Genomic DNA, 16,379 nt, shown 5'->3' on the forward strand with positions numbered 1-16,379 from the left:
ACGAGTTGCGTACGACTTGCTCTTTTTTGCGGATCCTCGATGCGGCTAGCGCTGTCCGCGCCGCCGCAGGAACACGATTCCGGTTGCCACCACGACGACGGCTGCCGCGCCGATGGCGATGCTCGGCCACGAAATGCTCGTACCGCCTTCATCCTGCTTCGACTTGGTCGCGGAGTCGCGGGTCGAAGTCGATGGCTTCGGCTCGCCGGAGGACGAGGGCTTCGGCGATGCGGCCGCCTTGCCGGCTGCCAGGAGCGGGTTGACGTCCGCGGGGCCCGGGTTGCCTTCGCCGTCCACCAGGACCTTGCGGGGGCGGACGATACCGTAGCCGAGGTAGATGCTGGGCACTCCTCCGGTGGCCGGCTTTCCTGCGGTGTCCATCATGACGCGCAGGACCTGATTGTTGGTCCAGTCAGGGTGCTTGGACCAGATCAGGGCTGCGGAGGCGGAGGCGAGGGCGGTGGCCTGGCTCGTACCTCCGGATGCGCAGAAGCCGGACGTCTTGGTGCAACGCTCCGGAATGTCATCTCCAGGAGCCGCGAGCGCCACGTGGCTTGCGCTGTTCGACCACTTGGTGACCTTACGGTCCTTGTCGACGGCGCCTACTGACACGACTCCGGGAAACGATGCCGGGAAGTTCTCGACGTTTGCCCCGTCTCCATCGTTTCCCGCACCGGCAAATACCAAACCTCCCTTGCCGAGAGCGTATTTCAGCGCCGCTTCCGTCCTCGTCGAATTACCGACGAGCCCATGGGCGACCATTGAAATGCTGATCACCCGAGCACCGTGATCCACTGCGTAGCGGATCGCTCCGGCCCAGACAGGATCATCGCCGGAAAAGACCTGGTCGCCCTTGCCAACTACCTTGACCGGCAAGATTTTCACTCCAGGTGCAAGTCCCTGAACACCACCGTCAACACCTGTCCCGGCGATCAAAGACGCCATGTTCGTGCCGTGCCCGTCCTGATCACGGTCAGGGCCAGTTGGCTCACTGGACAGGTCAACGCCTTCCAACGTCTGTCCCCGGAGCTCGGGAACAGACGAGTCGACGCCGGTGTCGAGGACCGCGACCGTCACGCCTTCTCCTCGACTGACCTTCCACATGTCATCCGCCTGCATGGCGTCCAAGTGCCACGCCCGCGAACGCACATCATCCGCTGTCGCCTGAGCCGCCAGTACGCCGAGCGGCATCAGTCCCGCGCCCAGCAGCGACAACACGAGCACGGCACGTCGTCGCCCTGGCCGAGTCACGAGCGACATGGGGCAGCGTCTCCTTGAGCAGCAGATCAGCGAGTTACTGGATTACGGGTGGGACAGTATCGCGTCGGCCGCCCGTCCACGTTTCTTCGTCCTCCGTAACGTAGTCGGGCCTGCTGACAGCACGACGACGGCCACCGCTACCCCCAGTGGCGCCGGAATGGAGAGGCCCTGGGGGCGGGTTCTCGCGCACAAGCCCAGAACCACCTGGTGTGAAGTTGGCGGCGCCTCCATAGGAGTCGCGCTCCGCCCCCACAACCGTTCCCCGCGGCAGCCTCGACCCCGTCGGCGGCAATTGCCCGTTGCCATGCGGACCGGTCACAACACCGCCCGGTTCCATGGCCAGCCTGCGGCCCGTTCCGAAACGCTGCGGGCTCGAGGCGCTTCCGCCAGCCGCACCGGTCGGTCCGCCCATCCCCACAGGGATCCGATTCACCGCCCCGCGCTCTTCTCCGACGACCATCCCGCGTGGCAACCGCGGGCCGCCTGAGTCACCGCCGGACCGTGTTGGAGTACCGCCAACGATCCCGTCACTTGCACCGGCGCGGGGGACACTGCCATACCGCGGAACCGAGAGGCCGCCCTTGGAGCTCCCGCCCGCGCTGGGGCCTCCCGGCAGTCCGGCCACAGTTCGGCTTGCTCCCGTAGAAGGCATACCGGGGAGCGGCCCACTCAGTGCGATCGGGCCCATGGGCCCGACCCCACCAATGTGCTTCGGAGTGTCGGGTACCGCAGCGTTGCCAGGCCTCATCCCGGTATCCGATGACGGGGCAGCAACCCCGCTCGAATCAATAGCCGTTCCCGCTTCCCCATCGGCTCCTGAGGACGCATGAGGTTGTGCACCGTCTGCCGGGTGGCTCGCCATGCCCGCAAGTGCCCCGACAGCGCTGCTCTGGTGTTGTGACCCGGCCGTGTGTGCAGCCCCGGTTGCGCCGACCGAGGGAGAAGAGTAGGCGTCGCTGCCTCTGCTTCCCGTGCCACCAGGAGATTCCGGTCCCCCGTAGGGCCGCTCCCATCGGTCGACATCGCCGGCCGACGGAATCGGCCTGAATACCGGCTCCTCCAGCCCCGCCAGCCCCTCATGCGCCACCCGGTAGTAGGAGTCGAGCTTGTTCATCAGGTTGATCGCTTCCTGACGATGCGACTCCGTCACCTTCAGCCGCGCCTGCTCCTTCTCCGGATCGGTCAAGCACTCCGAAGCCGGATCCGGCTTCGGCATGGCCGACTTCACCTCGGACAGGCCTTCGCCGGCCTGTCCGAGGTAGCTGCCCGCGAAGACGGTGTAGTCGGCCAGTTTGGCCGCCTGCTTGACCATCTCCCCGCCCCACTCGCGGAACGCGTCGCCGCCCTCGCCCTGCCACTTGACCCGCTCCACGTGGTGCCGCAACAGATCGCTGATCGCGTTGAGCTCCATGGATGCTTCGCTCAGCGCCGAGCCCATCTCCGTCAGCTGACTCGGACTGGCATCGGCCACCATCGCGTAGAGCTCGTTGTGGCTGAGTCCGTCGAACTTGCCCGCACTCATCTCTTCGCTTCCCCCCCCTAGAAGCCGTCGGCCCCGCCGACATCGCCGGTGTGCTGCTGCGCTGCGCCGCTCTTCGGGCTCCGGTAGTGCTTCTGCGTGCTCTCCTGAATCGCCCGCATGCGCGCCGCCTGCTCGGCGTCGACACCGTCGTACCCCCGGTCGGAGATCAGCGCCGCAAGGCCCGTCGCCTCGATCTGGTCCCCGAAGACCTTGGACAGCTCCTGCAGTCGTCCATGGACCCTGTCGTAGAGCGCGGCAAGATCGTGTGCCGAGTCGAAGCCCTTGCCGTACGCCCCCTGGGAAATCCGGCGATCACCGATCGCCTTCGGCGACGCCGACGACTTCTCCAGCTTGGCCAAGAGTTCGTCGATGCGCCCCTTGAACGTCGTCAGCGTCTCGGCCTCCTTGGCCAAGTACCCGCCGCCCGAACTCGGGTTGTCCACCCCGTCCCTCCCCATACGGTGCTCCCCCGCACCACCGTCAACTCTAGTCACCCGCAAGGGCGATCCCCCACCACATAACGGCCGAGTCGCCCGAACCCCTGTCCCGTCCCCGCCCCGGTTGCTAGCGTCGGCCCCGCTACCGTCCGTACCGTCGATCGAGGAGCCCCGCGCAGTGGCGACCGAACAGGAAAAAGACGAGCTCTACGCCATGGACATCTCGGGGGTCGAGTGGCTCAGCGCCCCCGACAGCCCGCCCGACATGGCGCGGGTCGAGATCGCCTATCTGCCGGGCGGCGCCGTGGCCATGCGGTCGTCCGAGGATCCCGACACCGTGCTGCGGTACACCGAGGCCGAGTGGCGTGCCTTCGTACTCGGCGCGCGGGACGGGGAGTTCGACATCGAGGTGCCGGAGTCCTGAACCGGCGGAGACCGGCCGGGGCGTGCCCACCGGCACGCCCCTCTCAGCCCTGCCCCGTCCGCGCCCCGATCGCCACGATCACATCGTTGTCCTGCGATTCCAGCAGGCCCTCGTTGACCACCAACAGGCGTCCATCGCCCAGATACGGGACCGCGCTCTTGCTGTGGGCCAGCTGCCATTCCGTGGTGCGGAGGTCCGGGGTGTTGTCCGCGGTGCGGATTTCCCTGCCCGTCCGTGTCGCCACGCGGATCAGCTTGCCCTCGCGTTCCGGTGTCGCGGCCACGTAGATGCTGAGCTCACCGTCATCGGCCGACACCGGGAGTGCGAGCCGGTTCTCGTCCGCCTTGAACGTCCATCGTTCACGGCCGTTGGACAGGTCGTACGCCGTCGTCGAACCCTTTCCGGCGACGTACACCGTATCTCCCGTGACCAGGTATTCCGCGCACCGGCTCATGCTCGATGTGCAGTAGCTGCTCTCGTGGTCGTGCTGGAGCTGGATGCGGGCCCGTTCCTTGCCGTCCGTATCGCCCAGGACGATCAGCTGGGTGGGTTTGCCGATGTTCTTGCCGTCCGCGTCGCTCATGAGCAGCACCACGGGCTTGGTCGAGAGGATGTCGGAGACCGTCTGGTTCTCGGGGCCGTCCCATTGCCAGTTGGCCTTTTCCAGCGATTTCAGGTTCTGTGCGCGAATCGTCGCCCGGTGCCCGCAGAACCTCTGCGTGAGGAGTTGCGCTCCGCCGGCCGTGCCGACGTCGCTGCACGCGTCCTGTTTTCCCGTGTCGCCGATCAGCTGGCCGTCCGAGAGGCGCACGATGTGGGCGCCCGTGGCCCAGCTGATCAGGCCGTGTCCCTGGCTGACCGACACTTCCATTTCGGCAGGCCACTTGTCCGGCCGGAAGCTGTCCATTTCGGGATCGTCGGCCTTCAGGAGGACGATGGGCTGTGTCCACAGCGCCTTGCCCTTGCGGATGTCGATGACGGTCATCGCGTCACAGGCGTCCGTGTATCTCAGGGCGATGAGCACACGGTCCGCATCGACGTCCCGCGAGGCCGCGCACTGCGTGCCGGGCAGGATCAGGGACCACTTCTTCTCGCCGGTCCTGATGTCGTAGGACGTCACCGTGTCGGGTTCCGCCTTCACCACCGTCGTCTGCGTGAACCAAGTACCCCACGCATTACGGGAGTTCTTCGACGGCGCGGTGCTCGGGGCCGTGCTCCATGCCAGGGCTCCCGGCGCTGCACCGGAACCGCCCGTCTTCGACGACGGGCCGTTGCCCGTTCTGCCCCACAGGGCATAGGCACCGCCGCCCGCGAGCACGAGGAGGATCACCAGGCCGATGACCCACACCTTGCGTCGTCCCGAGCCGGTCTTCGTGATGCCGGAGTGGGTGAACTGGGACAGCGAAGGCCGCGACGGCGGCGGTCCGTACGGTGGCGGTTGGGACACAGGTACATCTCCGTGTGCGGTGCGGTCGTCGGCTCGGTCGTCGGCCGTCACGTGAACGACATGATCAGGTAGTTGCTCGGAATGGCGATGTCGGCAACGATGAAGACCCGGTCGTCCTGCAGATAGATCTCACTGCCGAAATCCGCGTCGTACTGGATCGAGCTGCTCTCCGCCGGAAGCTTCTTGCGGACGGACGGTGAGCCGTCGCGCAGGTCGAGGTCGACCAGCTTTCCGCCCTCGCCCGCCTGAGGTGCCTGGTAGACGAGGAGCTTGTCCCCGTCGAAATCGAGCGACCGGTTGACCCGGTTGCCGCCCGCGGTGCTGGACCAGCGCTTCTCACCCGTCTTGAGGTCGATGGCCTGGATCTCGTTCTGCTTGATGCCCGCCGAGGTCTCCTTCGGCTGGGTCGCCAGATATGCCGTGTCTCCTCGTACCGAGACGTGTCCACCCGCCTGTCCCGTGAGGGAGTAGGTGGACTGGGTGCGGCCTTCGGAGTTGACGCTCAGCAGGTCGGTCGGGCCGTCCGCCTCGCTCTTGCCGACGGAGACCGTGACCGGGTCGATGGAAGGGACCGACAGGATGTCGAGACCCTCCGGGGCCTTCCACGTCCAGTCCACCCGGCCGGTTGCGGAATCGATTTTGCGCAGGAACTCACGATTGCTGCTCGAGCATTTGACGATCGATATCAGAATCTTGCCGTCGGTGGGGGCATCGGTTTCCGCGCAGTCGTAGATGACATTGGTCTTGGGGTGGTCGAGGACCTTGCCGTCGGCGACCGCGAAGGTGGCCTCCTCGCTCGTCCCCATGACCTTGACCGTACCGCGCGACAGGCGAACTTGAGGGTCGATGTACTCCCCGTCACCGGAGTACGAGGGAAGTTTCTGTTCCCACTTCGCGCGCCCGCTCTTCAAGTCCACCAGGATCAAGTTGTTGCACTTGTACTTCTCCTTCTCGTACAACACCGCGACCATGTCGTTCTCGGGCCGGCGTGCCGCCTTGCACACCTCCCCCGCCAGCGGGACGTTCCACTGCTGCTTGCCGTGCTCGATGTCGTAGGCCGTGATCTGCCGGTCGCGCGTGCGGACGATGTTGCCGTGCGCGAACCAGGTCATCGGGTTCGAGGCGTGGACGTCGGCGCCCTTCTCCTTGTCGGGAGTCGGGATCATCCAGTCCAGCCGGGTGTCGACCTGTGCCGACTCCGCAGGCCCGGCGTTCCGTTTCACCCCCTTGCCGTGATCGCCCCAGAGCAGCCAGCCTCCCCCGCCCAGGCCCGCGACGAGCACGAGCGCGAGGACGACGAGCAGCGCCTTGCGCCGTCCGCGGCCCGGTCCGCCGCCCGTGTCGCCTCCCCCCTCGCCCGGGCCGTACGGCACCGGCGCCGGGCCGAACCCCTGCGGCCCGGACGGGCCCGACGACGGCGGATCGAAGCGCGTATCCCACACCTGGGGCGGGCGCCGCGCGCCCGGCTCCTGCGGGGGCACGGGATGAGTCATGAGTCGGTGTTCCTTCGTGTGATCAGTGCGATCGGCGTGATCGGTGCCGCCCCGCGCCTCAGGCGGCGGGCCTGCGGCGACGGTGGTGGTCGCGTACGACGACGGCCACGCCCGTGATCGCCGCGACCAGGACCGCCGCTCCGCCCAGGACGTAGGTGGCCAGACGTTCCTGGCGCTGTTCGGGGGTCTCACCGAGGGCCAGGCGGGCGGGAGTCGGCGGGTGGACGTCGTGGGCCGGGCCCTTGGGGAGGGTCACCGCGTCGATGGGGTGCCCGTCGTCCGTCAGGGCGCGGACCGGGTCCACCACGCCCCAGCCGATGTAGCGGTCACGGCCGTTGACGGCCCGTTCCGCGGTCTGCTCGATCTGGGCGACGACCTGGTACTGCTTCCAGTCCGGGTGCTTCGCGCGGATGAGGGCGGCGACACCGGCGACGTAGGGGGCCGAGAAGCTCGTCCCGTCGTCCGCGCACTGGCCGCCCTTGGGGACCGTCGAGACCATCTCCACGCCCGGTGCCGCGACGCCGATGAAGTCGCCCGCCTGGGAGAAGACCGCGCGCTCGTTGTTGCGGTCGGAGGCGCCGACCGCCAGAACGCCCTTGTACGCGGCGGGATATGTCTCCTTCACGCTGCCGTCCGTGCCGTCGTTGCCCGCCGAGGCGATGACGACGACGTCCTTGGCCAGCGCGTCCTTGACGGCGAGCTCCAGGTCCGAGTCGGGGCTCAGCGGCTTCGTCGTGTCCTGCGAGATGTTGATGACGTCCGCGCCGTCGGCCACGGCCTTGGCGATGCCCTGGGCGAGGGTCTTCGACGTGCCCGTGCCCTTCTCGTCGTTCTGCCGGACAGGGATGATCACCGACTCCGGGGCGAGGCCCACGAAGCCCGTGTCCGGCTGCGGGCGGGCGGCGATGATGCCCGCCACCTTCGTGCCGTGACCGACCACGTCCGCCGTCGGGCCCTTGTCCGGATCCTCGGGCCGCGAGAGCAGGTCCGCCCCGCTCCTGGTGTCGACCGCGTCCTTGAGCTGCGGGTTCGTGACGTCGACGCCCGTGTCGATGACCGCCACGCGCACCGGGCGGCCGTCCGGCCGCCTGCCCTTCGTGTCCTGCCAGAGCTGGTCGAGCATGACGCGCTGCAGCGACCAGGGCGTGCCCTTGATGGGCTTGGCGGGATACGTGCACTGGCCCCTGCCCGTCAGGGACATGGGCGTCTCCGCCATTGCGGTGCCCGTCACCGGTGCTGTCATCAGCATCAGCAGAACGGTCGCTCGTCCTGTCGTCCTCATGTGTGCCCCGCCCTACGAACCTTGCGGCTGTCGCGCGCTGTTGGTGTCCAGGCGCGGTCCGGTCGGCAGGAAGCCCGACCAGTTCGCGGGGACGGGTACGGGGTCGACGTTCTGGTAACCGAGGCGCACCTGGGCCTGGTTGACCTCCTGTGGCGCAGTGGGGTCCTCGGCCGCCTGCTTGCCTACGTCGCCGATCTTCGACTTGTCCGTTCCGCTGTCGTTGTTGGACTGCACCGCGTACCGCAGGCCCGTGTCCGTGACGAGGAAGACCGATCCGTTCTTCGTCTGGTGTCCGGTCACCTGGCGGTACAGCAGTCCGGAACCCGGGGTGACGTACGCACTGGTGGCGCCGTCGGGGGTGGTGGCCGGGTAGTCGGTGCCGGCCCATGTGGACAGTTGGGGAGCGCCCTTGTCGTCGAGGCCGCCGAAGATGCTGCAGACGGTGTTCCTCGGGTCGGCCGCCGTCGGGTCGACGGAGTTGGCCTGGACCGGCACGCGGGCCGGCCAGTGCTGCTGTCCGGCGAACTCGGTGGCGTCCGGGGTGAAGGCCGACGCGGCGACGCGCGCGGGGCGGCCCGCCTGGTCGAGGACGGCCAGCTTCCTGCTGTCGAGCAGCAGCTTGGCGACGAACTCCGAGACGCGCTGCACTTTGCCGGGCAGCACCACGTAGTTCTGGGTGCCGTTGCCCGTCGGGGCCTCCAGGACCGTGCCGACGCGATCGGCCGCGGGCGGCAGCGTGGTCACTCCGGCCTTCGCGCCCGGCTCGCCCGGGATGTCCGGGAAGGCGATGGGGGCGCCGTCGGTGAAGGTGTCGAGCCAGTCCTTGGTGACGCGCTGCGGTTCGGCGCCGTCCTTGAAGACGGAGCGGAGCAGCAGGTTGCGGTCGCCGGGGTCCGCCGACTTCCAGTCGGTGCCGCCCAGCAGGTACTTGGCGCCCTGCGGGCCGACGAGGTAGCGGGCGTCGTCAGGACCCTGGACGTACAGGGCCTGGTTGTCGTGCAGCCGCTGCGCGCCCGTCAGCTTCTTGAGCTTCGGGTCGCGGTCGGCGAAGACGAAGACGGCCTTCTGGGTCGTCTTGCCGTTGCCGCCGGGCTGTTCGCACACCGCCCACTGCTTCTTCCTGCCGGCCTCCGTGGCGGCGGGCATGCGGTCGGGCGCGTAGGGGATGCCGAGCGTCGGGCCGCGCGGAATGTGGCCGTTGTCGAGTTCGGACTCCTTCACCTTGATGACGGTGGACTTGTCGGGGGTGAGGAGGAGTTTGGCCGAGGCGAAGTTGAGGACGGGGTGCAGCTGCTTCCTGCCGTCGGTCTTCAGGACGACGTAGCGGGTGGTGGAGTCGCTGCCGATGATGACGTGCGCCTCGGGGTCGTCCCAGCCCTTGGGTGCGGTCGGCCGGAACATGCCCCAGGCGCCGCAGGCCGCGACGAGCAGGGCCCCGGCGACGATGCCGGGCAGGACCGTGCGCAGCGGGCGCGGCGCGCCCTCCTCCGTGCCGGTGGGCGAGGGTTGCAGAAACGCGGCAACCGTCCGTTTCTTCGCAAACGTGTAGGCGTTGAGCTCATCCCGGCGTGATGCCATCTGTCGCCGTATCTCCCCGTTGTCCGGCCTTCGTCGGCGGTTCGCCGACGGGCTCCGCCCTCGGTCCCGCTGTCATACCGACCCTCTACTATGCCGGTAAGTGATCGACACACGATGCCGGGGGCGGTTCCCGGTACGGGGTTCGGGGTTTGAGGGGGCGTTGGCGGGGATGGGTGTCGCTGCGCGGGTACGGAGCGGGCGCGGTGCCGCGGGCGGGCAGGGGCCTGCCGGGCGGGGCCGGGCGCGGGCGTCCGCCGCGGTGCCCGCCGCCGCACCCCCAAGCGGGCAGGGCCTGGTGACCCCACGCCTCGCCACGCAGGCGGGCAGCGTCGGCCCTGTGCGATTGCAACAACTCGTCCTGATCGAGCTCGCGGCCGCCGTGGTGCTGGTCGGCTGGATCGTCGGCCCGATGCTGCTGGCGCCCGCCGCGGTCGTCGCCGTGGGCCTGCTGCTCCTGGCGCTCGTCCGCCGCGGCCGCCGGCCCGTCGCGGAGTGGCTGTTCACGGCGGCCGCGCTGCGGCGGCGGGCCCGCCGGGCCGCCGCGGAGCCGGTGCCGCCGGGGACGGACCCGCGCTTCGCCCCCGTGGCCGAGTGCGAACCGGCCCTGCGCACGGGCTCGTTCACGGACCGCGAGCAGCGGCAGGTCGGCGTGGTCGGGGACGGGACGTTCCTGACGGCCGTCCTCCAGGTCGAGGCGGTGGACGCGCCGCTGCGGCGGCACCGCACGGAGAAGGGGCTTCCGCTCGCGCTGCTGCGGGACGCGATGGAGGTCGACGGGATCCTGCTGGAGTCGGTCCAGGTGGTGCAGAGCGCCCTGCCCGCGCCCGCCCCCCATCTGCCCGCGCAGACGCTGGCCGCCCGCAACTACGCGCCGTTGCAGGAGCGGACGGGCGCTCCGGCCGCCCGGCTCACGTGGGTGGCGCTGAAGTTCGACCCGCAGTTGTGCCCGGAGGCCGTCACGGCACGGGGAGGCGGGCTGGAAGGCGCGCAGCGCTGTCTGCTGCGGGCGGGCGAGCAGTTGGCGAGCCGACTGCGCGGGGCCGGTTTCTCCGCGTCGCTGTTGTCCGAGGACGGGCTGACGGCCGCGCTCGCCACGGCCGCGAACGTCAACCCTGCGGCCACCGCGCAGGCGGGCCAGGCGAGTCGTGCGGGCGCGCCCGCACGGCGGACGCAGGAGACCGCGCGGGCCTGGCGCTGCGACGACCGCTGGCACGCCACGTACTGGGTGGGCCGCTGGCCTCAGTTGGGGCCGGGGGCGGCGTCCCTGCCGCAGCTGGCCGCACTGCTCACGTCGATGCCCGCGCTGTCGACGACGATGAGCCTCACGCTGGGGCGCGGCAGTGTGCAGGGCGGGCGGCACGCGCCGACGCTGGCGGGGCACATACGGATATGCGGCCGCAGTGCCGACGAACTGGTCACGGTCGGCCGTGCGTTGGAGCGCGCCTCCCGGGCCGTGAAGGCCGGGCTGGTGCGTCTGGACCACGAGCAGGTGCCGGGCGTGCTGGCGACGCTGCCGCTGGGAGGGACGCACTGATGGCGAGGAGGTCGCCTGCGCCTGCGGCCCGCAGGCCGCGGCTCGGCTTCGGGCTGCTCGGGCCGCGGCGCGGCAGGCACGAGCTGCTGCCCGAGCAGTTCGAGGCGCTGGAACTGCCCGTCGGCGACGACGGGGTCGTCATCGGCTCCGGCTCCGACGGCGCACCGGCCGTGCTCGGAATCGGCCGGCCGGCTCCCTACGAGGTCGTTCTCGTGGGCGGCGCCTGGACGGCTCAGGTCATCGCGCTGCGCGCGGTCGCCACGGGCACCAGGGTCGCGGTCGAGACGGGCCGCCGGGAGCTGTGGACGCCCCTGGCGCAGGCCGCCAACAGCGGGCAGCAGTCCATCACGCTGCACGACGTCGGCCGCGTGCCGCCGCAAGGGCCGTCGGTGCACAGCCCCGTGCTCGTCGTCCGCGACTGCGGCGTGCGGCCGCCGCGCGGGCGGGCCGGCGCCGCGCCCTGGCAGTCCGTGCTGACCCTGCTCCCCTACCCCGGGCCCACCACGCCACGGCTGTTGTCCGGCGCGGATCTCGTGGGCGTGCAGCGGGTCTCGCCGGACGAGGCGCGCGGCATGGGCCGCTCGATGGGGCTCCCGCCGGACGACGTCGAGACGCTGTCCACGCTGCCGGACGGGGTCACCCTGTGGTGCACCCGGACGGCGCGGACGTACGTCGCCACGACGCCGACCGAGCCGGAGACGGGCCTGTTGGGCGCCGCACGCCGGATGGAGTGACCGGCACCACGCCGCCATTCCCCCGAAACGGAGCGAATCGGGCGCAGATATGGCGGTGTTGGGGCCGGTGAGTGGGGAAGTCACATGGAATCGGTGATTCGGGGCAGGTGACCCCGGGGGCCGCCGATGCGCCGGGGGCGGGCCTGCCCCCGCGGTACGGGCGGCGTTTAGTCTTGGTGGGCGTACGCACGTGGAGAATCCCCGGCACCGGGGGCCTGTCGCGTAGCAGACGGGGCAATCCCGGACAGTCGGACGACAGGAACAGGTCGGCCCCGACGAGGAATCATGGGCGCCGGACCACACCAGCAGGAGGCATTGTGAGCAGCGATCGGGACGAGATCCGCGCGGCCGGGACCACAGCCGGCGAGGGCCTGCCCGGCGCCGGGCACGATCCCGAGCACGAGCTGGAACCGGAGCACACGGGCGAGTTCACGATCGACTACACGCCGCCCGCGTGGTACACGCAGTCCCCTGCGGGGGGCCTGGCGAGCGCGGCTCCGGCTCCGGCCGCACCGCCCGCGCCTGCCGTCCCTGCTGCTCCGACCCCGCCGGCCGCTCCGGCCGCGCCGACTGCTCCGACCGCTCCTGTCGCGGAAGACGGTGCCGGGCAGAGCCCGTCCACGATGCGGTTCCCCGGCGTGACGCCGCGCGAGCCGGAGCCGGTGCAGCCGGCCGAGCCCGAGCCGGTCGCCCCGTCCGCCCCGCAGGGGTGGAGCGTTCCGGGCGCGCCGCAGGCCTCGTTGCCGCCGCTGCCGCCGAACTTCCCGCCTGCGGCGCCCGCCACGCCGCCGCCGGGCTTCCCGCCGGTTCCGGCACCGCAGGGTCCGGTCACCCCGCCGGGCGGCTACGGATACGGCCCGGGCTACCCGGCAGCCCCGGCCGCGCCGGCTGTTCCCGCCCCCAACCCGGCGGCGCCGCAGGGTGGTTACGGCTACCCCGGGGCGCCCGCGGTTCCCGGCGTGCCGGTGCCGCACATCCCTGCGCAGCAGGGCGGTTACGGATACCCGCCGGCGCCGAGCGTCTCCCCCGCGCCGCAGGGCGACGAGCCGGCGGCCGTCAACGCCCCCGCCGCGCAGGACAGCGATGACTGGCCCGTCGCGCCCGCGCCTGCCCCGCAGGACGCCGCCACCGACGCCGAAGTCCCGGCCCCGGCCGACCCGGAGCCCATGACGGCCACGGCCACCGCCCCGCCCCCTGCGGACGGCGACGACGCGACGTCCCCGGCCGACCCGCAGGACCCGTTCGGCCGGACCGGCGCCCAGGAGGCCGCGGCGGACGGCAACGGCAACGGCACTACTGAGCCGCCCGCCGCCCCGCAGGACGCGCCCGCGCCGACCGGTGCAGCCGAGTCCGCGACCGCGCCCGCCCCGCAGGGCGACAACGCGCAGGCACCGGCGGCCCCTCAGGCTCCCCAGGTCCCCTTCGGTCCACACGACGTCCAGGAACCCGCCGCCCCGCAGAACGACAACGCACAAGCACCGGCGGCTCCCCAAGCCCCCCAGGCCCCGTTCGGCCTGCCCGGCGTCCAGGAACCCGCCGCCGCGGCCACCGCCGACAACGGCACCGCATACCCTTCCCCCGCCGCGCAGGATGCACCCGCGCAGCCCGCAACCCCGCCTGCCCCGCAGGATGTTCACGACCGTCCCGACGCCGAAGCGGCCGCCGTCCCGGCGAACGCTCCGTGGGGCGGCCCCGCGCCGCAGGGTCCGTACGGTCACGCGGGCCCGCAGGGTCCGGGCGCACCGTACGGTGCCGTCCCCACCCCGCCCGGCGGCTACGGATACCCGAACGGGCCGGCCGTCCCCGCCACCCCGCCGAGCGCACCCGCGCCCGCGCCCGGTGGCTACGGCTACCCCAACTCCCCCGAGGCCCCGCAGCCGACCGCGCCCCCGCAGCCGTACCAGGCCCAGCCGGGCGCCCCCGTCCCCCCGCCGGGCGGCGGCTACGGCTACCCCGGTCCCGGCCCGTTCGCGCCGTCCCCCGAAGCCCCGCAAGGGGCCCCGCAGGGCATGCCGCAGGCGCCGGTCGACCCGCGGTCCGGCGGGTGGCCCTCCGTGACGCCCGAGCAGCGGCAGCGGTCCGTGCACGGGGCGCCGCTCGGGTTCACGGCCGCCGTGGAGCTGTCCTCGGAGCGGCTGCTGAAGAGCAAGCCCAAGCCGAAGAAGCAGAACCCCGTGGGCCGGTTCAAGCTGGGCGGCAAGAAGGAGGAGGCAGAGCGGCAGCGCAAGCTGGAGCTGATCCGTACGCCGGTGCTCTCCTGCTACCGCATCGCCGTCATCAGCCTCAAGGGCGGCGTCGGCAAGACGACCACGACCACCGCCCTCGGTTCGACGCTGGCCACCGAGCGGCAGGACAAGATCCTCGCGATCGACGCCAACCCGGACGCCGGCACGCTCGGCCGCCGCGTGCGCCGGGAGACGGGCGCGACGATCCGCGACCTCGTCCAGGCGATCCCGCACCTCAACAGCTACATGGACATCCGGCGTTACACCTCGCAGGCGCCCTCCGGGCTGGAGATCATCGCCAACGACGTGGACCCGGCGGTCTCCACGACGTTCAACGACGAGGACTACCGGCGCGCCATAGACGTCCTGGGCAAGCAGTACCCGATCATCCTCACCGACTCGGGCACCGGTCTGCTCTACAGCGCGATGCGCGGAGTGCTCGACCTCGCCGACCAGTTGATCATCATCTCGACGCCGTCCGTCGACGGTGCGAGCAGCGCCAGCACCACCCTGGACTGGCTGGCCGCGCACGGCTACGGCGAGCTCGTCTCGCGCAGCATCACGGTGATCTCCGGCGTCCGCGAGACCGGCAAGATGATCAAGGTCGAGGACATCGTGTCGCACTTCGAGACCCGCTGCCGCGGCGTCGTCGTCGTGCCGTTCGACGAGCACCTCGCCGCGGGCGCCGAGGTGGACCTGGAGATGATGCGGCCCAAGACCCGGGAGGCGTACTTCAACCTCTCGGCCATGGTCGCCGAGGACTTCGTCCGGGCCCAGCAGCAACAGGGCCTGTGGACCGGCACGGGCACCGCGCCGCAGCACCAGGCGCCGCCCCTGCCGGGCGCGTACCAGGCACCGGCCGGCCCCGGTCAGGTCCCCGGCCGGCCGGCCGCCCCGGGCCCGTACGCCCCGTACTCCCCGGAGCAGTTGCCCCAGCCGGGCGCCGGCTGGCCCGTACCGCCGCAGCAGCCGCAGCCGCCGCACCCGGGGTACGGCAACCCCCGGCAGTGACACGACGGGGCGGGAGACGATCGCCTCCCGCCCCTTTTACCTAGTCCTGCCGAGGAATCCCGGGGGCTTCGGCCCCAGGAGGAGTCGGCTCCTGAGTCTTGCGGCGCAGAGCGCCGCGGCATCGCTCCGGAATGCTTGGCCTCAGGTTGTTCAACTCCTCTGAGCCTCATAGCGTGTTTTGCGTGAAGGTTGTCGCGCAGGTGAAGTTGTTGCCTGTGTCCGCTCATGATGCGGACGCGCTGGCGGCGACCTTGCGTGCCTGCAACCGGGCCGCGAATCTTGCCTCCGAGGTGGCGTTCGCCAAGGGCCTCAAGCGGCGGAATGTGTTGCAGAAGGAGGTCTACTTCCGTCTCAAGGCGGATTTCGGTCTCGGTGCTCAGTCTGCTGTCCGGGTGGTGAAGAAGGTGTGTGACGCCTACGCCACCTTGAAGGCGAATATCAAGGCCGGGAATCTCGGCCCGGAGGGTTCGAAACGCCGGACGCGCGCGCAGTCCAGGCCGGTCCGGTTCCGGGAGGACGCGGCGCAGCCGTTCGACGACCGCATCCTGACCTGGAACCTGGACGAGCGAACGGTGTCCATCTGGACGGTGGCCGGGCGGATCAAGGGCATCCCGTTCGCCTGTTCCGGGCAGGCACTCAAGCTCCTGGCCTCCCGCAAGGGGGAGTCCGATCTGGTGCTGCGCGACGGCATGTTCTTCCTGATCGCCACCGTCGACGTGCCCGAACCTGATCCGTACGAGCCGGACGGGTTTCTCGGTGTGGACCTGGGCATCGTCAACATCGCCACCACCAGCGACGGCACCGTGCTCGCCGGACGCCGCCTGAACCGGTACCGCCGGCGCCACCGCGACCTGCGGGCCAAGCTCCAGAAGAAGCGCACCAAGTCCGCCAAGCGCGCCTTGAAGCGACTCCGCCGCCGGGAAGCCCGGCACGCGGCCCACACCAACCACATCATCGCCAAACAGCTCGTCACGACCGCTGAACGCACCTCACGCGGGATCGCCCTGGAAGACCTGGGCGGCATCCGGCAGAGGGTCACGGCCGGGAAACAACAGCGGTCCCAGCTGCACTCGTGGGCGTTCGCCCAACTCGGCACATTCATCGCGTACAAGGCCCGGCGGGCAGGTGTAGCGGTGGTCTTCGTCGACCCCCGCAACACCTCCCGCCAATGCTCCCAGTGCTGGCACACCCACCGCACCAACCGGGTAACCCAGGCACGGTTCGCCTGCCGCTCCTGCGGAGCAGTCATGCACGCGGACCACAACGGCTCCCGCAACATCGCCCACCGCGGCGAAACCGCGTGGCAGCGGGGCGCAGTCAACCGCCCCAGTCCCACCACAACACGGTAGGACAGAACGCAGGGGACCACGCGACAGCCAGCCGCGCTCCACTTGCAATCAACGCCCCTCCGGCCGAGCCGACAAGCCCGGTC

General features: G+C 70.7%; 12 protein-coding genes. 5 read left to right on the forward strand and 7 right to left on the reverse strand.

Annotated elements, in window-relative coordinates; translation table 11 throughout:
* Window positions 1-45: 45 nt before the first annotated feature.
* Genes ACMATS_RS11110 through ACMATS_RS11120 form a run of 3 tightly spaced genes read right to left on the reverse strand, consistent with a single transcriptional unit; the run spans window position 46 to window position 3,225 of the window.
* Window positions 46-1,260 carry a S8 family serine peptidase gene (locus tag ACMATS_RS11110; protein ID WP_414167816.1) on the reverse strand — a complete coding sequence of 405 codons (1,215 nt, stop codon included), beginning with the start codon at window positions 1,258-1,260 and terminating at the stop codon, window positions 46-48.
* Window positions 1,261-1,294: 34 nt separating this feature from the next.
* Window positions 1,295-2,782, reverse strand: coding sequence for a hypothetical protein (locus ACMATS_RS11115; protein ID WP_414167817.1), 1,488 nt, complete (start codon window positions 2,780-2,782; stop codon window positions 1,295-1,297).
* A gap of 17 nt (window positions 2,783-2,799) precedes the next feature.
* Window positions 2,800-3,225, reverse strand: coding sequence for a hypothetical protein (locus ACMATS_RS11120; protein ID WP_414167818.1), 426 nt, complete (start codon window positions 3,223-3,225; stop codon window positions 2,800-2,802).
* A 172-nt stretch (window positions 3,226-3,397) separates the two neighbouring features.
* Between ACMATS_RS11120 and ACMATS_RS11125 the strand changes: the two genes are divergently transcribed.
* Window positions 3,398-3,643: a DUF397 domain-containing protein gene (locus ACMATS_RS11125; protein WP_171086365.1), complete on the forward strand. Its 246-nt coding sequence runs from the start codon at window positions 3,398-3,400 to the stop codon at window positions 3,641-3,643.
* Between the two features lie 43 nt (window positions 3,644-3,686).
* Here the strand turns inward: ACMATS_RS11125 and ACMATS_RS11130 are convergent, their stop codons facing one another.
* From ACMATS_RS11130 to eccB, 4 genes are read right to left on the reverse strand one after another with little or no spacing between them, the layout of a single operon-like run.
* A complete protein-coding gene (locus tag ACMATS_RS11130; RefSeq protein WP_414167819.1) occupies window positions 3,687-5,090 on the reverse strand; it encodes a PQQ-binding-like beta-propeller repeat protein in 1,404 nt (467 codons plus the stop codon).
* 47 nt (window positions 5,091-5,137) lie between these two features.
* On the reverse strand, window positions 5,138-6,583 hold the full coding sequence (locus ACMATS_RS11135) for a PQQ-binding-like beta-propeller repeat protein (protein WP_390782101.1): 1,446 nt from the start codon (window positions 6,581-6,583) through the stop codon (window positions 5,138-5,140).
* 58 nt (window positions 6,584-6,641) lie between these two features.
* Window positions 6,642-7,832 carry a type VII secretion-associated serine protease mycosin gene (gene mycP, locus ACMATS_RS11140; RefSeq protein ID WP_414167820.1) on the reverse strand — a complete coding sequence of 397 codons (1,191 nt, stop codon included), beginning with the start codon at window positions 7,830-7,832 and terminating at the stop codon, window positions 6,642-6,644.
* A 45-nt stretch (window positions 7,833-7,877) separates the two neighbouring features.
* Entirely contained in the window at window positions 7,878-9,443 is a 1,566-nt protein-coding gene (gene eccB, locus ACMATS_RS11145) for a type VII secretion protein EccB (protein WP_414167821.1), read from the reverse strand.
* 169 nt (window positions 9,444-9,612) lie between these two features.
* Here eccB and eccE point away from each other — a divergent pair, with 169 nt between their 5' ends.
* The 4 genes from eccE (at window position 9,613) to ACMATS_RS11165 (ending at window position 16,296) form a co-directional block, all read left to right on the forward strand.
* A complete protein-coding gene (gene eccE, locus ACMATS_RS11150) occupies window positions 9,613-10,977 on the forward strand; it encodes a type VII secretion protein EccE (protein ID WP_414167822.1) in 1,365 nt (454 codons plus the stop codon).
* Window positions 10,977-11,711 (forward strand): hypothetical protein, encoded by a 735-nt coding sequence (locus ACMATS_RS11155; protein WP_390782105.1) that lies wholly within the window; start codon window positions 10,977-10,979, stop codon window positions 11,709-11,711. Before eccE ends, ACMATS_RS11155 begins: the two co-directional genes overlap by 1 nt.
* A gap of 317 nt (window positions 11,712-12,028) precedes the next feature.
* Window positions 12,029-14,947 (forward strand): SCO5717 family growth-regulating ATPase, encoded by a 2,919-nt coding sequence (locus ACMATS_RS11160; protein WP_414167823.1) that lies wholly within the window; start codon window positions 12,029-12,031, stop codon window positions 14,945-14,947.
* A 131-nt stretch (window positions 14,948-15,078) separates the two neighbouring features.
* Window positions 15,079-16,296, forward strand: coding sequence for an RNA-guided endonuclease InsQ/TnpB family protein (locus tag ACMATS_RS11165; protein WP_414167824.1), 1,218 nt, complete (start codon window positions 15,079-15,081; stop codon window positions 16,294-16,296).
* Window positions 16,297-16,379: the final 83 nt, after the last annotated feature.

It is taken from the genome of Streptoverticillium reticulum (genome assembly GCF_047456005.1).
In the GTDB taxonomy this organism is placed as follows: domain Bacteria; phylum Actinomycetota; class Actinomycetes; order Streptomycetales; family Streptomycetaceae; genus Streptomyces; species Streptomyces reticulum.